Source organism: Sulfuriferula multivorans, from assembly GCF_003851125.1.
GTDB lineage: Bacteria > Pseudomonadota > Gammaproteobacteria > Burkholderiales > Sulfuriferulaceae > Sulfuriferula > Sulfuriferula multivorans.
Genome location: NZ_BGOW01000036.1, coordinates 131076 through 149263, shown reverse-complemented (window position 1 = coordinate 149263; position 18188 = coordinate 131076). Strand labels below are relative to the sequence as shown.

16 protein-coding genes and 1 tRNA gene are annotated in these 18188 nt (G+C 52.7%); 6 read left to right on the top strand and 11 right to left on the bottom strand.

Annotation, left to right across the window (positions count from 1 at the left end; genetic code table 11):
- Positions 1-6: 6 nt before the first annotated feature.
- The 4 genes from EI185_RS15275 to EI185_RS15260 all read right to left on the bottom strand — a co-directional run bounded on the left by EI185_RS15275 (position 7) and on the right by EI185_RS15260 (position 8123).
- Positions 7-3546: a tetratricopeptide repeat protein gene (locus EI185_RS15275; RefSeq protein ID WP_223247882.1), complete on the bottom strand. Its 3540-nt coding sequence runs from the start codon at positions 3544-3546 to the stop codon at positions 7-9.
- Between the two features lie 37 nt (positions 3547-3583).
- Positions 3584-6322: a bifunctional glycoside hydrolase/polysaccharide deacetylase family protein gene (locus tag EI185_RS15270; RefSeq protein WP_124706004.1), complete on the bottom strand. Its 2739-nt coding sequence runs from the start codon at positions 6320-6322 to the stop codon at positions 3584-3586.
- 62 nt (positions 6323-6384) lie between these two features.
- Positions 6385-6936 (bottom strand): peroxiredoxin, encoded by a 552-nt coding sequence (locus EI185_RS15265; protein WP_124706003.1) that lies wholly within the window; start codon positions 6934-6936, stop codon positions 6385-6387.
- On the bottom strand, positions 6933-8123 hold the full coding sequence (locus tag EI185_RS15260; protein ID WP_124706002.1) for an MFS transporter: 1191 nt from the start codon (positions 8121-8123) through the stop codon (positions 6933-6935). The genes EI185_RS15265 and EI185_RS15260 overlap by 4 nt, the downstream gene beginning before the upstream one ends.
- A 56-nt stretch (positions 8124-8179) precedes the next feature.
- On the opposite strand from EI185_RS15260, the gene EI185_RS15255 reads away from it, so the two are divergent.
- Positions 8180-8255 (top strand) — tRNA-Arg (locus EI185_RS15255).
- A gap of 74 nt (positions 8256-8329) precedes the next feature.
- Here EI185_RS15255 and phnD read toward each other — a convergent pair.
- The 4 genes from phnD to EI185_RS15235 form a co-directional block, all read right to left on the bottom strand.
- Positions 8330-9154 (bottom strand): phosphate/phosphite/phosphonate ABC transporter substrate-binding protein, encoded by an 825-nt coding sequence (gene phnD, locus EI185_RS15250; protein WP_124706001.1) that lies wholly within the window; start codon positions 9152-9154, stop codon positions 8330-8332.
- 24 nt (positions 9155-9178) lie between these two features.
- Positions 9179-10465: a diguanylate cyclase gene (locus EI185_RS15245; protein ID WP_124706000.1), complete on the bottom strand. Its 1287-nt coding sequence runs from the start codon at positions 10463-10465 to the stop codon at positions 9179-9181.
- Between the two features lie 51 nt (positions 10466-10516).
- The gene (locus EI185_RS15240; protein ID WP_124705999.1) at positions 10517-12157 is read right to left on the bottom strand and encodes a sensor domain-containing diguanylate cyclase; all 1641 of its coding nucleotides are present in this window, start codon (positions 12155-12157) and stop codon (positions 10517-10519) included.
- A 124-nt stretch (positions 12158-12281) separates the two neighbouring features.
- Positions 12282-12587 carry a hypothetical protein gene (locus EI185_RS15235; protein WP_189836430.1) on the bottom strand — a complete coding sequence of 102 codons (306 nt, stop codon included), beginning with the start codon at positions 12585-12587 and terminating at the stop codon, positions 12282-12284.
- Here EI185_RS15235 and EI185_RS15230 point away from each other — a divergent pair.
- Both EI185_RS15230 and EI185_RS15225 read left to right on the top strand, forming a co-directional pair.
- Entirely contained in the window at positions 12483-12785 is a 303-nt protein-coding gene (locus tag EI185_RS15230; protein WP_124705997.1) for a DUF2288 domain-containing protein, read from the top strand. The two genes, EI185_RS15235 and EI185_RS15230, sit on opposite strands and share 105 nt — an antisense overlap.
- A gap of 10 nt (positions 12786-12795) precedes the next feature.
- A complete protein-coding gene (locus tag EI185_RS15225; protein ID WP_124705996.1) occupies positions 12796-13998 on the top strand; it encodes a multidrug effflux MFS transporter in 1203 nt (400 codons plus the stop codon).
- 104 nt (positions 13999-14102) lie between these two features.
- Here the strand turns inward: EI185_RS15225 and EI185_RS15220 are convergent, their stop codons facing one another.
- The gene (locus EI185_RS15220) at positions 14103-14336 is read right to left on the bottom strand and encodes a hypothetical protein (protein ID WP_124705995.1); all 234 of its coding nucleotides are present in this window, start codon (positions 14334-14336) and stop codon (positions 14103-14105) included.
- 34 nt (positions 14337-14370) lie between these two features.
- Between EI185_RS15220 and EI185_RS15215 the strand changes: the two genes are divergently transcribed.
- Positions 14371-15120 carry a class I SAM-dependent methyltransferase gene (locus EI185_RS15215; RefSeq protein WP_223247881.1) on the top strand — a complete coding sequence of 250 codons (750 nt, stop codon included), beginning with the start codon at positions 14371-14373 and terminating at the stop codon, positions 15118-15120.
- Between the two features lie 15 nt (positions 15121-15135).
- Positions 15136-16167 carry an aldo/keto reductase gene (locus EI185_RS15210; protein WP_124705994.1) on the top strand — a complete coding sequence of 344 codons (1032 nt, stop codon included), beginning with the start codon at positions 15136-15138 and terminating at the stop codon, positions 16165-16167.
- Positions 16168-16287: 120 nt separating this feature from the next.
- On the opposite strand, the gene EI185_RS15205 is transcribed toward EI185_RS15210, so the two are convergent.
- Positions 16288-16461 (bottom strand): DUF1328 domain-containing protein, encoded by a 174-nt coding sequence (locus EI185_RS15205; RefSeq protein ID WP_124705993.1) that lies wholly within the window; start codon positions 16459-16461, stop codon positions 16288-16290.
- Between the two features lie 313 nt (positions 16462-16774).
- Between EI185_RS15205 and EI185_RS15200 the strand changes: the two genes are divergently transcribed.
- The gene (locus EI185_RS15200) at positions 16775-17167 is read left to right on the top strand and encodes an AF1514 family protein (protein ID WP_124705992.1); all 393 of its coding nucleotides are present in this window, start codon (positions 16775-16777) and stop codon (positions 17165-17167) included.
- Positions 17168-17228: 61 nt separating this feature from the next.
- Here EI185_RS15200 and EI185_RS15195 read toward each other — a convergent pair whose 3' ends face one another.
- Positions 17229-18143: a DUF1853 family protein gene (locus tag EI185_RS15195; protein ID WP_124705991.1), complete on the bottom strand. Its 915-nt coding sequence runs from the start codon at positions 18141-18143 to the stop codon at positions 17229-17231.
- Positions 18144-18188 lie beyond the last annotated feature (45 nt).

Genomic DNA, 18188 nt, shown 5'->3' with positions numbered 1-18188 from the left:
AGATGATTAATAATGTAACTGATAGCCTATTCCAACTTCCAGGCTGGCCTTGCCTTGCCCTCTGGGCGCCTGGTCATAGCGAGTAAACACCTGCAATCGATCGGCACCGATGACCCGTGTTGCCACCCCGACATTGGCACGCCAGCCGGTGCCGGAGACTGTGTTATAGAACACGCCGATTTCACCCAGATATTCGAAATCGCGCGCTGGTAAATTGCTATCAATGGCATCGCCGACGCTCGCGTAGGCGGCTATTTCACGCATGCCTTGCGGCATGAAATAGCCCGCAGTATGGGTTTGCCCAGCCGGTATCAAACTTGCGGTCTGGCCGGTCAGTTCTGTATCGGTTGCATGGTATTGGCTCCAGGTTCCGGTCACGCGCCCACGTAATGCGGGATGTGCTCCACTTAGCTCGTGGCTCAATGTGGTGGTAAGCAGATTTCCGTTACCCAGGTTTTGGCCATCGATGCTGCGATATTGGTTGACAACACCCCTCACACTCAATTGGCTCCAGCGATCCAGACGGTAATTACCCTCCAGCGCAATTTGATCACGCCTGCCGATAATGCGCATCGCCGCACTTTCCGGAGCGGTTTGATTATGCGCCACTTGCACATTCCATTGCAGACGCGAGCCAATTTGCTGTTGATACTCGAAACTGATGCCCGCTTGCGTATTTAGTGCCTGACTAAATTGCAATTTAAGTGTATTGACGTAACCATTACCAGTCTGATGCACGGCGACCTCACCACCAGTCTCATTGGGTACACGGGTTAGCACAGTGGGGTCCACGCCACTTCGTGTGTCCTGATGCAAGCTGAGATCAAGTTTCAACCCGCCAATTTGATGACCGGTCGTCGTGATTTCCTTACTTATTGCGTTATACACCCCGAGATTTTGGTATTTCGTCATGAACCCTGCAGTACGATCATTGGCTAATAACATCGGGGCGGCTTGCAGATATAGGGATTCATCCAGTGGCGAACGATCCATGGCAGCAAAAGCAAGGTCGGCCGCATCATTTTGATGTCCTGCCAACGACGCAAGATTCATTCTGTCGTAAAGCAAAACGCCGTCATGGCCTAGAATTTCTGCTGCAGCTTCAGGATCCTGACGCGTCAGCGCATCCGAAATACGCGCACCCAACGGCGTATTCAGCCAGCGGGCATATTGCCGCACCAGCCAGGCTCTGGCGGCATCGTTTTGCTCATGATCATTGAGCCACGCAGTGGCCAACTCTACAAACTGGCTATTTTTCTTGAGTTCGGGTGAACCACTACGCAGTAATTTCCAGAGCACATTTTGACCATGAGCCGGGTCATTGAGCAATAATAAACGCAATGATTCAATGTCACGGGCATTCGCACGGGTATTCATCCAATCGCGATTGGTCTGTTTATTCAAGTGTTGTTGCCAGATTGTCCGGCGGATTTTCCAAGCCGGGCCGGTTTGCCCTGCCGCTTCCAGTGTCGCCGCATAATTGAGCAACCACAATTCATCTTGTGCGTGTGCTTTAGCCATGCGGTGATACAGGGCAAGTGAATCATTCGGGCGACCTAACGCCAGATAACCTGCTGCATATACGTCCCATAAAGCAGGGGTGCCGGAAAGCAGCTTTGCCCATTGCTGCATGAAATGATCCAGCCGGCCAAATTGACGCAAATCGAGCAGTAACCACAGGTAGGATTCCTTGACACCCGAATTATCGGGATAACGCTTGATCAGAAAACGGTAATCGCGTTCGGCGGCAATAAAATTGCCCGCATGTTTGTACATCTCGGCGCGCATGGCGATGAATCTAAAATCCTTGTCATATTCACGCCACTGCGGTGCTTCGGTTATCTGGTATAGCCGCTGCACCGCTTGCCAGTCTCCCAGTTCGGCGTAGGTATCAATCGCGTTCATGAACAAGTTGAGGCGCCCGGTTTTTAGCCAGTACTGCTCGGCAGTCTCAGCGGCCAAGCGCGGATTCTTGCGTTTCAATGCCTGAAATAGACGTTCCTGATAAAAGGGGATGGCATCCGGCATATCACTTAATACCCGGTAAGCTGCGATAGCCTGGTCGTCATGCCTGAGTCGCCAGGCAAGTTCACCAAGGTTTAGCCAGAACAATTGATCCGCCGGTTTTGCCTGAGCGCTGCTGCTGACAAGCACATCGTATGCCTCATCGTAGCGACCGGCGCGCTGCAGCATCCCGGCAATCGTGACAGCCAGGTCAGGACTGGCGACACGGTGGCGCAAATAGCGCTGATAACGTGCAATCGCCTCTGCATCGCGTCCCATGCGCGTTAATAATTCCGCGGAGAGCAACAACAGTTCAGGACGGCGTACTTCATCGCCATTGCGGTCCAGCCAGGCCAGCGCTTGTTCCGGTTTGCCCAGATATTCATAAATCTGGACAATTTTGCGTGCATATTTTTCATCATACCCATGACGCCCCCAGTCACGTTCCAGACCGGTCAATTGTGCGGCATAGTCAAACAAACCTCCAGCCAGGCGCATCCATGACCGCCAGGCTGATTCATTGCCCCGATGCAGCGCCAGCCAGCGCCATTGCACCAAAGCCAATTGAGACTGATTCGACCATTCGGCAACCTGCGCCAGTCGTTCGCGCCACATCGCACTATTGGGCGCCTGGCTGACAGCAAATTGCGCCAGCTTCAAAGCATGCGGCAAATCACGATTACCCAAAAAAGCAGTGTATGCAAGATCGAAATATGCCGGAACAAAGCGCATAGGCATCGTTGGCGGGTTGGTCATGCCAACCAGTCGGGCAGCAAACTCTGCAGCCTGCGCCGGACGGTTTGATGCCAGGGCAAGTTTAGTCAGGCCATATAAAACATCGGGGCGCTGCCACTCGGCTGCGGGGAGCCGCTGCACCCAATCCAGGCCGATCTGCCCCAGACCGCCTGATTGCAGAGTGGCCATGGCGCGTTTGAGATACGCAATTTTCTGTTCGGGGCTACTGACAAGCTGACGAGCGCGCCAAGTATATTGCGCACTGGCGAGATAATGGCCATTTGCCAGTGCCAGGCGCGCCGCTTCATCAAGATCGGCCAGATTATTGCTGGTCAGTGCAAGTCGTGCCGCCACACGTTCAGCCAGCTGTACTTCTCCGCTGGATTCGGCGGTACGGACAAGTTGTCGTAGGGCGTTGGTATTAAAAATCTGTATTTCACTGGCACGTAATGCCTGCCTGAATTGCGCCAATTTGTAATCCCGGTCTCTACTGCCGGGTGCGGCCGCAAAAGCAATTTTGGAAAGGATGTCGAGTTTTTCCAATACAGCCGCTTCGCGCCAATGCGGTTGTGGGTTCGCGTAGAGCAGCTGCAAGGTGGTGAGTGCTCTTTCATATTGACCTATCCTTGCGTAGGCCTGCGCCAACTGTAATCTGAGTTCGTAGTTGTCCGGTTCGGTGGCAAGAAAACGACGCATGTACTGCAGCGAAACCTCATCTACCTTGGGGTTCTTTTTAATTTGCTCGGATAGGCGCTGTTGCGGAAAGAGCAATGCCAGCACGATGCCGACCGCCAACACCAAACCCACCAAACTGATTGGCGAGATCAACCGTGGTCGCGCTACCTTAATTTGCCAGGGGGCAACTGAGGCGGAAAGTGGCTCGTCCTGCCGCATGGGTCTGGTAATGATAATGTTGTCTGATGTGAGAGTCCGCGCGGATTATCCGCCCTTTCTCGTCGGACAAAATGCAATTGTCGGCATGGTCGAGGGTGAAATCCAAATTAACATACGAATTAAATGCCATATTGATCTGCTGAGCTTGCCGCCGCCAATTTAGCAATGTTCCATTCGCATCGACCAGATACGGCGCTTCGCTGGCTTCAGTTGCAAGCGCGATGCGATTGACCGGAGATTTGACCAGATTCAGATAACGGTCGCCGTTGAAATCATTGTAGCCCGCCACGCTGTCATTAATGACCGGATAACCCCATTTGGCATCGATGCGCAGGGTATCTATCTGCCCATCGCCGTAAAATAACCAGTCGTTATCTTCACGCGCCATGACACTGTGATTGAAATCCATGACGCGCCGGATGTAGTCGGAAGGGTAAACAGGGTGATTAGGCTGCTTGAGCGCCCAATCATAAACTTCCTCCAGTGCTTTCAGCGAAGCCGGTTTGGAAGCCGAGTACGTATGGAAATAAATATCCATGGGTTTGAGGCGGCGCGGTGCATCGGTCAGCTTGAAGGTTTCAATGACGCGGCGAAAACCATAAAACTGGCCCGACCAGTTTTTGGTGTACACATTTTCATTCTGGTTCGGCGCATAAACCTGGAAATGCCCATCCCGTGCAACGCCCAGAGGCGCAACGAAAGTCAGACTGGGTTGACTGTTGGTGATGGTGGTTTCTCCGCCATTCATGTTGAGCAGATCCAATGCGTCGGTTTTAGCGATCGCATCCGCGCCGGGGTTGCTATTGCCTGTCCATAAAAAAATCCGGCAGCTTTTACCGGGTGGAGCCAGGCGCTGATTAATATAATTGACGCTCCCTGCAATCTCCCTGTTTAAATCAAACTTATAGCCCGGAATCGGCAAATGGTAATCTTCGCCAATGCCTTCTTCGCTTGTTAATTGCCATTTGAATGGGTGTGAATAGGAGTGACTGGCAATTTCAACATACGGCAAACGATAAATTTCACGGGCAATCTGTTCCATTTCGGCAGATTTTTTTGGATACACGCCCCAAGGGGCCGTTTCACCTTCAATCACGGAAACCGCTGCAGGGATCGTATATTTTTTAAATATTTTTTCCAGCATGACGCGCGACGCCAGGGGCGCCCCGGGAAATTCAGCATTGCTGGCGAAACCATCGCCATCCATATGCGCCATTAATAAACGCCGTCCTGTCGAGGTGGTCACATCGGGGGCGGGCATATCCGGCAAAGCAAGTGCGCGCTTGAAAAAAATGAAGGGATCGATAATCCAGCGCGTGCCTTGTTGATAGGGAATTTCATAAACGGCGTAAGGGGAAAGGACATACCCGCCCCAGGGCATATAAGCCGCCACATCGGTTATCTGGCCTGCGACCTTGAGGCGCAGTATCGGCGTACTGCCTTTGCCCGCATCGATAATATCGAGCGTATCCGGCTGCACCAGTGCTGAATGCTCGAACCCCACCATGGCATCTTTAGTGATGATTTCGACATTGCTGGCGGGTATGCTGCTTTTGAAGTTCAGGCCAAATGGCCGCAAGTTTTCATTGCTGCGGCTGAATCCGAATTCATTGACGACGGCCAGACGCAATCCCTGATTGATTTGTTTCAATAACCAGGGTTTAAGCCGGGGGTTATTAATAGGCACACCATCCGACCATACGATGATGCCTGCGTACTGTCCGGCCAATTGATAGTCAGGTAGCGGCCCGGTTAAATCATGGTATTCCGGGATAAAGCCCATATATTGTATGGGCATTGCGGCAAACCGGTGCAAGTCGCTGAAAATGACATCCCTGTTATTCATCCCGTTATACAGCATCAAAATTCGTCTAGGCTGAATCTCCGGAGAGCCTACGCCCACCATATCGAGTTCAGGATTACTGACCCATGGGATAAATCCAGCCGTACGGATTTTTTGCGCAAGTTCACGCGCTAACGGACGCTGATTTGGGGCGACGTAGTCGATGACGATGACGGGCAAGTGATAGCCGTTTTTGACCTGATTGAGCTGGCCCAGCAGCCATTGCCGATCCGGCTCTTTAACCGGAACATACGACCGCGTCGCATTATTCCAGCCTTGAAACAGCGATTCGGCAGCGACTGCAGTCACCCAGTCATGCACTTGCGGCAAGATATCAAAACCGCGGTTGAGAATGATATGGATGCCGGGAAAACGCTCGCGCATCTGGCGTAAGGTTTCGACCATGCCGGCTTCCTGAGCCGCTTTCGCTTGCGGAGAGGAAGCCGCAAGCTGATAGGAATCCAGCGTATCGACAAATATTCCTCGAAACCCCCGCAGCCATAAGGGAGCGACTATTTTGTCGAGAAAAAAAGCGCGCCAGGCAGGGCTGGTTTGATCCATGACATCGCTTGCCCACGCCGGATTGCGCGCCATTTTTGCAGCGGCCGGAACGCTGCCGGCATAAGGTTTATCGGGCCCCACCTCACCCAGGCTGGTATAGGCATAAAGTTTGTTTTGCAGATTGCCAGGTACCTGGGCAAAGTCCGCCTGGTCTGCTTCAACGATGACCGCATCGTAAATGCGCAGCTCTTGAGGGAATGGCGTGCCATAAAAAAACGCCGCATTGAATGCCTGCGCAGGCAAGCTGAAAAATAACAGCCATAGCGGTAAAAGTAGTTTGGTCATGATGGGCTGGTTTATTTATCGCATGGCGCGGCGCAGGGGCACCGCGTACGACTCTGCAGCCCTCAACGCGAGCCGGGACGCGCCGCCTCGAGCTTGGGCAAATCGGCAATCACCTGTTCGGAATTGCGGCCGGCGTCGGCGCCGGCATAGACCTTGGCAATCCTGCCCTGTGGATCGATGATGAAAGTATTGCGTTTGGCCAGTTTCATCACGATCAGATTGGTCACCGATCCATAACGTGCGGCCACCACGCCGTCTTTATCGGCCAGTAGCGGGAACGGCAGGCCGTGTTTTTTGGCGAATTCGGCGTGGCGGCTGGCGTCATCTATGCTCACCCCCACCACTTCTGCGTTGAGTTTGCGAATTTTCAGAATATCGTCGCGAAACGCACATGCTTCTGTGGTACATGCAGGGGTTTCATCTTTCGGATAAAAATACAGCACCAGCCACTTGCCGCGATAATCCGCCAGATTCTGCAGCTTGCCGTTCTGGTCGACCAGGCTGAAATCCGGCGCCGGCTGTCCGGCCTGCGGCATGGCTGCGGCCTGACCGGAACGCATCCAGACCAAAGCCAGCGCGGCGCTCAGTGCGATAAACAGGATCATGAATTTCATGTTTTTCCTCTCGAATGTGCGGGCCACGCCCAAAAATGCATCAATAATGCAGCAGTCATTGCCAGCATGCCAGCATAACGGAATGCCCACTCTGCAGACTGCAACTGCCAAATCAAACCGAACGCCAACCCTGCGGGAATCGCCGCCAAACCAGTCATCAGGTGATACCAGCCGAATGCGGTACCGCGCGTCTCGGCGCCGGCAAAATCGCTGATCAACGCGCGTTCCGGGCCTTCGGCCAAACCGGTGGTAAGGCCGTAGAGGATGGCCACCGCCCACAGCCAGCTACTATGCGCCACCCAACCCAGCAGCATGAAGGCCACGCCAAACGCTGCCCAACCGAACAGGATCAGCGGTTCTTTTCCCAACTTGTCCGCCAGCATGCCGCCACGCGTCGAAGTCAGCGCCTTGGCCAGATTCATTGCCGCCCACAGCAGCAGCAATTCGACCACGCTCATGCCCAGTTCGTGTCCGCGCAATACGATAAATGTCTCGGAAGCGCGCGCAAAAGTGAACAGCATCAACACCAGCAGATAACGTCGTAGCGGCACAGCCAGCGTCGACCACGGCAACGACGATATTTGCGGGGCAGGTGCTGGAGTAACCGTCAGTGGCTTTTCCCCTATGCCAAACGCAATCAGCAACACCCCCATTGCGCCCGGCAGCGCCGACCAGAGAATCACTTGAGTCAGCGACATGCCTGACCATGCCAGTACCGCCGCCGCAATCAGGCTGCCACCCACTGCTCCGGCATTATCCAGCGCCCGGTGAAATCCAAATGCCAGACCGCGGATTTCCGGCGGCGTCGCATCCGCCACCAGCGCATCGCGCGGCGCGCTGCGCAACCCCTTGCCCACTCGGTCCAGGCTGCGCAAAGCGAGCAATACCGGCCAGCTACCCGCTATCCCTAGTAACGGGCGGACACTATTGGATAAAGCATAACCGGCCAACGCCAATCCCTTGCGACGCCCACCCAACAAATCAGAGCGCCGTCCCGACCATAGCTTGAGCAAGGATGCCACCGCATCGGCCACGCCCTCGACCAGACCCAGCGCCACCGGCCCGGCCGCCAGCACCGTGGCCAGCAGTATGGGAATCAGCGGCACCACCATTTCCGAAGCCAGATCGTTAAAAAAACTCACCAGGCTGAGGACAATAACGGTACGGGGCAAGCGCGGGAGGGGCATGGAAGTCTCTATGGCGGCTTATTTGAAACGACATAATAAGCTAGAATGCGAGCCTTGCCCCCGTAGCTCAGTGGATAGAGCATTCCCCTCCTAAGGGAAGGGTCACACGTTCGATTCGTGTCGGGGGCACCAGTAAAAAGGAGCTGGAAATAATCTCCAACTCCCTTCTCCCCCATCTGTACAGTTGATGAATTAGCTGGTCACATTCATTTGGTCTCTTTTTTTACGCGCGCAATCAATTTGCGCTCTACGTCATAATCCTTGTCGGATGCTGGTTGAAAGCCGTCATAACCCTGATCCAGGATTTTTAATATGGATTGAGCTTCAGGCGTAGGCTTGTTGAGCGCCATGAATGCAGCTTTCAATTTATTCTGCGTGGCCGCATCAAGCTCGCCGCTTACCGCGAAAACATAGGATGCAAGGGGTGGTGAGGTATGCACCACACGCAGACCCTGCGGCGCGAATTTCTCGTAGACGGTGTCTTTCATGATGCCACCATCAAAATCACCCAACAGAATCGCTTTGGCGATATTGTCATAATGATTCAGATAAGCCACTGCGGAAAAATCCTGTATTTTCATCCCCGCTTCGAGCAGTACAGCCGGTTGCAGAAAAGCCTTCGGGTCTCCAAAAGCAAATCGTTTGCCTTTCAAGTCCTCAAGTTTCTTGACATGACTGTCTTTCTGCACGACCACAACCAGATTAAACGTGGCTCTACCATGCGTGAGCGGCGTCACCAAAGGTACAGCATGATATTTTTCATGAGCCATGATATAGGCAATGGGCGTCATATACGCAATCTGTACCTTGCCCTTACCCAAATCCGTTACCGCGGTATCGAGATTCGGAGCAGGCCGGAACTGCACCCGATACCCAGTCTGCTTCGCCAGATACTCGGTGAGTGGCGTCATCCGCTTGATCATCTCCACCGGCGCATCCATTGCGACTGCACCGATGGTAATGTCCTGTGCGCTGGCTTGCAGGACCGGCAATACAAGCGCTAATGCCAGAAATAATTTTGCCTTGAACATTTGAAACTCCTCATCACTCGACTATTAGAAAAACTCGTTTTTATGAATACCCGTTACCTGATTGCGGCCCCTGTGCTTGCTTTCATACAATGCTTTGTCCGCAGCACCATACAAGGCTTCCACGCTGTAAATATCTTCAGACAGCTCCGCCACACCCAAGCTTAAGGTCACCTTCAGAATTTTCCCGTTCGGGATAACAAAGGCGTGTGAGCGGGTTCTTTCCAGAAGATTCTCCGCAAAGACCTTGCCTTGCGCGGCTGGTGTCCTGGGAAGGATAAATGCAAATTCATCCCCACCCATACGCGCACTGATATCGCTATCACGGGTATTCCAGCGAATCAAATCACCCAGCAATTTCAACACCACATCGCCAGCAGCGTGGCCGTGCTCATCATTGATTTGTTTGAAGAAATCCACATCCAGCAAAACCAGGCAGAGTGAATCCGCGTGCCGTTTTGCCTGTGCAAAAACAGATCCCAGGTTTTCATCGAGAAACCTTCGGTTATGCAATCCAGTCAGGCTGTCGGTAGTTGCCAGCCGCTGTGAGAGCGCCACCATTTGCTCCAGTTCTTTGGAACGAAGTGTGAGTTCATGATTCACTTTAGTCAGATTTTCATCCGCGATTTGAACACGTGCTTTTAACTGTTGCTGATGCATGTACAAGGAGGTCTGCACTTTGTTAAAAATATTGGCCAGGTCGGCCAACTCATCATTTCCGGAAACCTGCATTATTTGAAGTTCTCCATCAGGGTTCGCAACGATTTCTTGCATCATATTTCTGATTCTGGCGATAGGAGCAAGTATAACTAGCGAAACCGCTACATAAATAAGCACACTCAGGAACATAGTAACCAAAGCAATCCTGAGCACAAGCCCATGGAAAGTTCCCTGAAGGGCCGCTTCTAGTTTATTGGTTGAAACCAGCATTTCTACGCTGCCAATTGTTTCCGTTCCAAAAATTATCGGTGCTGAAAAAGACAAACTTTGTCCATTCTTGCCGACATTTTTATCCATGCGCTCGACGACAACTTTTCCATTTCGGTTAGTAATCCTGAGCAGGATCACGTCAGAGGACGCGACAATACTGTCCGCAAGCGACTCCATATTGGTGTAATCGTAACCTGCCAATAAATTGGAGAGCGATTTTGCAATTAGCGCAACACGCTCATGACCCGAGCTGTATGCAGCCTGATAAATATGCTGTCGATCTTGTTGTAATCTAAAAAATACAAGAATGCTGACCCCAATGAGCAGCCCGATAACTACCACAAGGGTCAGTTTTGCCCTAAGGCCAAGCAGAGTTTTTTTCATAGTTTTCAGTCTGTTAAGATTCCTGCCTGGCAGAATATAGTAATGTATATCTCATACCTTATTGAAGGAAATGCGATTTCGTCCGTTTTCTTTGGATTGATACATCGCTGTATCCGCGGCCTTGAGCATCTCTGAAAAGCTAGCGCTAGTTTCTATTGCTGTTTGATCGGCAATCCCGATGCTCAATGTAACCGGGACCGTATGGCCGCTTACTATAAGTGGTGATGAAGTAATGGATGCCCGAATGGCTTCTGCGCGTCGATACGCATTATCAGGGGTGCAACCTGGCATAACGACAAGAAATTCGTCACCACCATAGCGAACTACAAAATCTTTATCCCGTGTGTGTTTCTCAATTTCGCGCGCGACTTGCGTCAGAATGTAATCGCCCACATCGTGGCCATAACTGTCGTTTATCTGCTTGAATTGATCCACGTCAAACAGCATGACCTGCATCGGCATATACGATTCAGGATTCAACTTGTTGAGATCTGACAATCGCTCCCACAGGGCACGCCTGTTTTTCAGATTTGTCAGCTCATCAACGTGGGCATGTATGCTCAGTTTCTTATTGGCATCAGTCAATTCCTGTGTCGCCTGTCTGATTCTATTTTCCAATTGACGATTAAGTTCATCACGTGCTGCCACCGCTTCCCTGATACTGTCGACCATATGAATACTGTAGTTACGCAGCGTTTCGATTTCCTGCGGTGCCGTCCTTCCCAACGGAATGAATTTCCCGGAATAATCATTTTTACGAATACGCTCGATGCCTTCCGCCAGTACGTTGATCGGTTTGACAATCCAGTTCGCCATAAATATAGCTAATAACACGGAGATGACTAAACCCACTGCACCAAATAGCAAGCTGCCATGAATGAGAATCTTCGCCTCAGCAGTTAATTCAGACAGTGGTTGGGGTGTCAAAATTACCCAGTTAAATTCGGGTACGGCGGCGTAACCTGCAATCATGTCGGCCTTGATAAATGGTGAGTAAAAAGTCATGACGCCTCGCTTGCCCTGGAGTCCCGCCTGCACAATAGGCCAATTCGATATATTTTTAACGCCACTCATCCACTTCGGGTTAGGGTGATGAACAATATTTCCAAACTGATCGGTAATCGCACAGTGCCCAAGTTTGCCAAAATGGATCGCCGCTGCCAGACTCTCGATGGGTGCGAGCCTTAACGATCCGACCAACATATTCTGTCCCACAGGATGCACAAAAAACAGGGCTGGCTTATTGGTCTGCGGATTGAGAACCATGCCAGAATTTCCGGCTACATGTCTGGATAACATAGATTGAATGACATGGTTTTTTTGCAGAAAATGCACGTATTCAGGTGTGGCCTTATATCCATCGAAACCCTGAGCCGTTCCATCCGGTGCAACCAGCACAAGATTTTCGAAGTAGGCCTGCGAGGTAATGGTTTCGTTTATGGCTACTTGATCCCTGGTTTTTTCCAGAATATTTGCCAACAGGTTAAGATTTCTCTGCGCTGCCTTGAGGTATAAGTAAACAGGGTTTGCCATGTTTTCAGACAATAATTGATTCTTGTCATGCGCCTCTTTCATCACTCCGTTATGAATACCTGTATTCAACCAGGTCGTCATGACTGCGACTGGCGCTATCGAAATAACGATAAATGCCAGGATCAGCATGGTTTTTAGTGAGGGGCGAAATGTACGCATTTTTGTATGTATAAATTTTTCGGTCAGCGCTAGTCGCGATTATTTGCCATATTGAGATTTCATCATTTTTGACGAATATTTATGTGCGCATTGCCACAAACTTTGGGTACTGCTCAAGCTTGGCTCATAAACCCGGTATTACATGCAAAAATAGCAAGAATCGGGCCTTCAACCAGCCAACACTGATAAACATAGAAGCAAACAATATAAATTCTGCGTAAGCGCCGGCATCGAAAAGCGCTTTAACATAGCGATCCTCGATCACACCGGAATGCCGGATGCCGGCAATACATCCATCAACCATCCAAATTACAGCGATTAATTTATGCACAACCAACTCGACCTGAAGCGCGCCCAACTCAATACCGAAACTGCTCAAATAGCGTGGACGGAGTTGCAAGGCTTTTTCGCCAAAGGCGCTCTCGTTCATGTGAGCAGCCATCTTGATCTGGTGGATGTCGCCGCACACATTGCCTGCGACGACTTTGTCGCGGTGCAGGCATGGATGACGGCAGGAAAAGTGCTCAAGCTGGATGACGAAACCGCCGCTGATTGGCAAACCCGCAATCCCCTGTTGTGGGCAGTAGTGGTCGCTCCATGGATCCTGGTGCAGGAACGCGCACATTGATCCCGCTCACGTGACGGCACACCCCAAACATCATCGTTTCGCGCTCACCGTTCTGCTCGCCGGGCTGGCGACGCTGGGACCGTTTTCGATCGACACATACATGCCCTCATTTCCGGATATGGGGGAAAGCCTGCATGCCACGCCGATTCAACTGCAGCAGACCTTGAGCGTGTATCTGCTGGCGTTTGCACTGATGATGCTGCTGCATGGCGCGCTGTCGGATGCATTCGGGCGCCGGCCGGTGATTCTGGTGTCGCTGGTGGCGTTTGTACTGGCCTCTATCGGCTGCGTGTTTTCTTACGACATCAATCACCTACTGTTCTTTCGCGCCATGCAGGGCCTGTCCGCCGGAGCTGGGATGGTGGTAGGACGAGCGATTATTCGCGACCTCTATGCGGGTCATGAGGCGCAGCGCCTGATGTCGCAGGTCACCATGATTTTCGGTATTTCTCCTGCCGTGGCACCGGTGATCGGAGGCTGGCTGCAAACCGGGTTCGGCTGGCATTCGATATTCGTTTTCATGGCACTGCTGGGTGTGTTGCTGTTTGCGCTGAGCTGGCTTTATTTACCGGAAACACTCCCCCCGGTCGGGCGTCAATTGTTTTCGCCTCGACCTCTGGCACGCAATTACCTCATGGTATTTACCAATCCGGTTTTTTTACTGCTGTCGGGCACGGTAGCACTGCATTTTGCCGGCTTCTTCCTGTATATCGCGTCGGCGCCCGTATTTGTCCTGCAACACTTGAAGCTGGGCGAGAACCAGTTTGCGTGGCTGTTTATTCCAGCCATTTCCGGCGTGATTCTGGGCGCATTCCTGTCCGGCAGGCTGGCCGGGCATGTCTCTCCTCGCACCACGGTGAAATATGCCTATTTGCTGCTCTTCACTGCCGCGGGAATCAATCTCGTCTACAACCTGACAGCCACCCTCTCGTTACCATGGGCAGTACTGCCAATTACCCTTTACAGCACCGGCATGTCGCTGGCGATGCCCAGCATCACCTTGCTGGCTCTGGATCTGTTTCCGCTCAATCGCGGCCTGGTAGCTTCGCTGCAGGGATTTGTGCAGACCATGCTGAACGCTATGGTGGCGGGATTGTTCTCACCGATGCTGTCTTGGTCTCCGATTGCTTTGGCAGTGGGTATGCTGGTGTTTTTGATCTTGGGACGGATTACATGGATGACTTATTTACACAAGCAGCAGCGGGCAGCATGAACCCGATAAATAATCCTAAAAACCGCAATACAAGCCACAGAGATCACAGACACGGAGATGAAGCGGGTTCCACATGTTTTTTCCGGTTCACCTGATGAATGAGGTCAATATTTACGGCAAGCAATTGTTTTTGCGAGTTGGGCGACGAATTGTCCATCCCTGCGAACCCCATTGCCTCTGTGAACTCTGTGGCTAACTGATTTTTTCAGGATAATCGGTGCTCTGGCAATAAATCCATCCAGTGCTGAACATTGTGCGCTCTGGCGTGTCCGAGAATCATTGCCAAGCAGGGCAATATCTGAAAGCGATTCAAACGCGGGAACCTGCTTTTCCAGCATCGACCCAACCATACAACCGGCAGAGGGCAATTCAATGAACTCAACACTAGCGCAACATATTTCACCACCCATGCGCATTTCGGATTCCTCGGCAGACAAGGTCTGCGACGAATACGAAATCATTAAAAGCCTGTTGCCTCTCAATGGCGCACGCGTTCTCGAACTGGGTTGCGGCAAGGCGGAGAAGACACGCACCATCGCTCAGCGGGGCCAGGTAGCGTCGATCACTGCGCTGGAGGTGGATGAAATCCAGCACGCCAGAAACCTGCAGATCGCCGACCTGCCCAATGTCAGCTTTTGCCTCGGCGGCGCCCAGGCAATTCCTGCGGAAGACGCCAGTTTTGACATCGTCCTCATGTTCAAATCCCTGCATCATGTGCCCGTGGAGCAGATGGATCAGGCGCTGGCGGAAATTCGGCGGGTGTTGAAACCGGGTGGCCTGGCCTACCTGTCCGAACCGGTCTACGCGGGGGAATTCAATGACATCCTGCGTCTGTTCCATGACGAAAAAACAGTGCGGGAAGCGGCGTTTGCCGCTATTCAGCGCGCCGTCGACGACGGCAAACTGGAACTCGTCAGCCAGACCTTCTTCAGCACCCCCGGACACTTCGATGATTTTGGCCAGTTCGAGGAACAGATCCTGAAAGTCACGCATACCCATCACCATCTCTCCCCGGAATTATATGAGGCGGTTCGCACCGCATTCATGCGCCATATGACGCCTCAGGGTTTTGATTTTAAGCAACCGATCCGGGTCGATCTGCTACGTAAAACAACTCCGTAAAACAAGGAACCCAGCATGAACTATCGGCAACTTGGCAACAGCGATCTGAAGGTGTCCGAGATCACCCTCGGCACGATGACTTTTGGCGAACAGAACAGTCCTGAAGAGGCCGCCCGGCAACTCGACTACGCGATCGCACACGGCGTGAATTTTATCGACGTGGCAGAGATGTACCCGGTGCCGCCGCGTGCCGAGACTCAGGGTCGCACCGAGGACTATGTCGGGCGCTGGCTCAGCAAGCAGTCACGCGACAAACTCATTATTGCGACCAAGATTACCGGGCCGGGGCGCGGCTTCGAATGGGTACGCGGCGGCCCGCGCATTACCCCGAAACAGATCAGGGCCGCGACTGATGCCAGTCTGACTCGTCTGAAAACCGATTACATTGATCTGTACCAAATTCATTGGCCGGACCGTAATGTGCCCACTTTCGGCCAGAGTGAATACGATCCCGGAACAGAGCGCGAGACCACTCCGATTGTCGAACAACTCGGCGCGTTCGCCGACCTGATCCAGGCCGGCAAGATCCGCCACGTCGGCCTGAGCAACGAGACGCCGTGTGGCGTGTGCCAGTTCACCCACGCGGCGGAAGAGGCGCGACTGCCACGCGTGGTGTCGATCCAGAATGCCTACAACCTGCTCAACCGGACCTTCGAATTCGGCCTTGCGGAAACCTGCCATCGCGAACAGCTGGGACTGCTGGCATACAGCCCGCTTGGCTTCGGCACGCTGACCGGAAAATATATAGGCGGAGCAGACGCCGGACGCATGACCAGGTTCCCCGGCTTCGGACAGCGCTACAACAAGCCCATGGTGCCGGAAGCGGTGGCGGCCTATGTCGAACTGGCCAGGCAAGTGCACATGCACCCGACCACCCTGGCACTGGCTTTCGTGCGCAGTCGCTGGTTTGTAACCAGCACCATTATCGGCGCCACCACCATGGAGCAACTCCAACAAAATCTGGATAGCGTCGAAGTCGCAATGGATGCCGGGTTACTCGAGAAAATTCAGGCTATTCATACCCGCTACCCCAACCCGGCGCCTTAACAAGCACGCGTTGAACAGCTTGATTTGATACCTCCCGGCAGGTGGTTTCCTTCCAGACGCGAAGGAAGCCCTGTCTCCCGCTCAATCCATTTCCATCCAGGATGGATGAGTCAAGCTCCTTTAGAAAACCATCACGCCTAGCAAGACTCCAAACACCAGGACTACCAGGAAAATGGTCAATGCAACAAAGAACAGAATTTTTGCTATGCCCTTTGCTCCCGCAGCAATATTGGTAAAGCCGAAAAAACCTGCAATGAGGGAGATGAGGAAAAATATAATAGCCAGCTTCAGCATGGTCATACTCCTGTAATTTACCTGCGGTTTTTTGACCGTCACCCGCCATCACACTACGCCAGAAATCAATACGCTTCTGTACGCAATCGTACCAAACACCCACTTCCCGGCATGTGCGCCACCACACAGACCAGTTCTGTCATCCAGGGTAAATTGGTCTGACTCATGGTTTGCCCGGCTGGCAGTCAAACGTATTTGACGGCCCCGTTACAAGCCGCGTATCGAAATGCTTCTTCGAGTTTGATACGAAGCTGGTTTCTCCTACCTGAGTATAGTCGGACGCAATAATATTTAACTTCACAAGGAGCGGAATATGGAAACGATCGCAATAGCAGCAAATAAATCATCCATCGATTTTTCAGAAGCGCGGCGGCAAGCAGTCAATCAAGCTTATGACATGCTGAATGATCCCGTGATCATCGCCTGGAAAGACGACCAGGCTCAAAAATATGGCCCCGAGATCCCGGGCGGAAGCGAAGAGCGCTGGCACGACTATGCAGATAGCCACGAAGGTCTATTGGAACTGAACGTAGCGGATGCGTTTCACTTCATCTTCTTAGAAGCTGCCGACTTTGAAGAACCCGATCTGAATCTCACCAGCATTTCGGAGGATGACGGTACAACTATTTTGTGCCTCAATGACGCATGCACCGAAGAGGATCTGAAAAAAATCGGATACTTCTCGGGCGGCGGCATGGGCGATTAGATGCTTGCAACCCCAGTGCGTAAAATTCATCGGTCAGGCACGAAACGACTTTCCTGCCTTGTCAGGTATTACGCAGATTCCAGTCCTGTGGCACGACGAAGCCTCGCGTAACTTCTTGCCAGGTATTGCCAGTCGTGGCCAGGCCCGCCACCAGCAACGGTGCACCGTCCATGGCGAAATGCGTAGCCAATGCTGCGCTGAAATTTGCCCCGGTTTGCAACCCCTCCAGATTTTGACTCATGACCGGGGAAAACCATTCCAGCCGGGGTAATACTTTCCAATGCAATCCGGATGGTGGAGTGAACGGCGTCTCGCCCCAGCGCAGCCACCAGCCGGATAAATGCTGCACGGATACTTCCGGGGCAGCAACAATCGCCTCCCCGTACGGGTAAAACAACCAGCCCTTGAGCAGTGCGTGAGCGCTGACTGCCTCTTCGGCATCAGGCAAGGCCGCCATACCCGCAGGCGTTGCGGCAAGCTTGAGTTGCTTGTCGCGCAGATGGCCGAACTTCAAATCAAGCCGGTCACGGGTAAAGGTTCCAACATACCCGGCCAGTCCGGCAGCGACATCCACTTGTAAGTAAAATTTTACCGATGCTTCCCAGTGGTTGAGCACACCCGCCGCATCGCGCCACAGAAAATCGTATTCGCCGATGACAATATCGCCGGCTTTGACCGGCAGATTGGCAGCGACCAGTTGTCCGCCCATGAGGTGGCTAATCCAGTATTCCAGCAGAGCTTCGAAATAGCGGCCCAGACGGTGTGAGCTGCGCGCAGCAATCCAGTCGTGCAACGGTGCGGGGTGGCGATCCAGTTCAAGCAACTGCGGCATCGCCCGCGCCAGGGCATCCCGGCACACTGCGTCAGGCACGCCGAAATCCGCTGCGACAGATTCACTCATCAGGCCCGGCGCGGCCATCACCCAAACAAGGTCGCGCACGCGCGCATCGTGGAAGGTTTGCAGCAAATTCATCATCGTGCCATTGTGCCACCAGATTGATGCGCCATCCCGACTTGATCC

Excerpts from the sequence above, each read along its gene's own strand:
- EI185_RS15240 (WP_124705999.1), bottom strand. The coding sequence starts at position 12,157 with ATGCGTACATTTCGCCCCTCACTAAAAACCATGCTGATCCTGGCATTT.
- EI185_RS15210 (WP_124705994.1), top strand. The coding sequence starts at position 15,136 with ATGAACTATCGGCAACTTGGCAACAGCGATCTGAAGGTGTCCGAGATC.
- EI185_RS15230 (WP_124705997.1), top strand. The coding sequence starts at position 12,483 with ATGCACAACCAACTCGACCTGAAGCGCGCCCAACTCAATACCGAAACT.
- EI185_RS15235 (WP_189836430.1), bottom strand. The coding sequence starts at position 12,587 with ATGAACGAGAGCGCCTTTGGCGAAAAAGCCTTGCAACTCCGTCCACGC.
- EI185_RS15265 (WP_124706003.1), bottom strand. The coding sequence starts at position 6,936 with ATGAAATTCATGATCCTGTTTATCGCACTGAGCGCCGCGCTGGCTTTG.
- EI185_RS15220 (WP_124705995.1), bottom strand. The coding sequence starts at position 14,336 with ATGCTGGAAAAGCAGGTTCCCGCGTTTGAATCGCTTTCAGATATTGCC.
- EI185_RS15260 (WP_124706002.1), bottom strand. The coding sequence starts at position 8,123 with ATGCCCCTCCCGCGCTTGCCCCGTACCGTTATTGTCCTCAGCCTGGTG.
- EI185_RS15215 (WP_223247881.1), top strand. The coding sequence starts at position 14,371 with ATGAACTCAACACTAGCGCAACATATTTCACCACCCATGCGCATTTCG.
- EI185_RS15195 (WP_124705991.1), bottom strand. The coding sequence starts at position 18,143 with ATGATGAATTTGCTGCAAACCTTCCACGATGCGCGCGTGCGCGACCTT.
- EI185_RS15270 (WP_124706004.1), bottom strand. The coding sequence starts at position 6,322 with ATGACCAAACTACTTTTACCGCTATGGCTGTTATTTTTCAGCTTGCCT.
- EI185_RS15200 (WP_124705992.1), top strand. The coding sequence starts at position 16,775 with ATGGAAACGATCGCAATAGCAGCAAATAAATCATCCATCGATTTTTCA.
- EI185_RS15245 (WP_124706000.1), bottom strand. The coding sequence starts at position 10,465 with ATGAAAAAAACTCTGCTTGGCCTTAGGGCAAAACTGACCCTTGTGGTA.
- EI185_RS15205 (WP_124705993.1), bottom strand. The coding sequence starts at position 16,461 with ATGCTGAAGCTGGCTATTATATTTTTCCTCATCTCCCTCATTGCAGGT.
- phnD (WP_124706001.1), bottom strand. The coding sequence starts at position 9,154 with ATGTTCAAGGCAAAATTATTTCTGGCATTAGCGCTTGTATTGCCGGTC.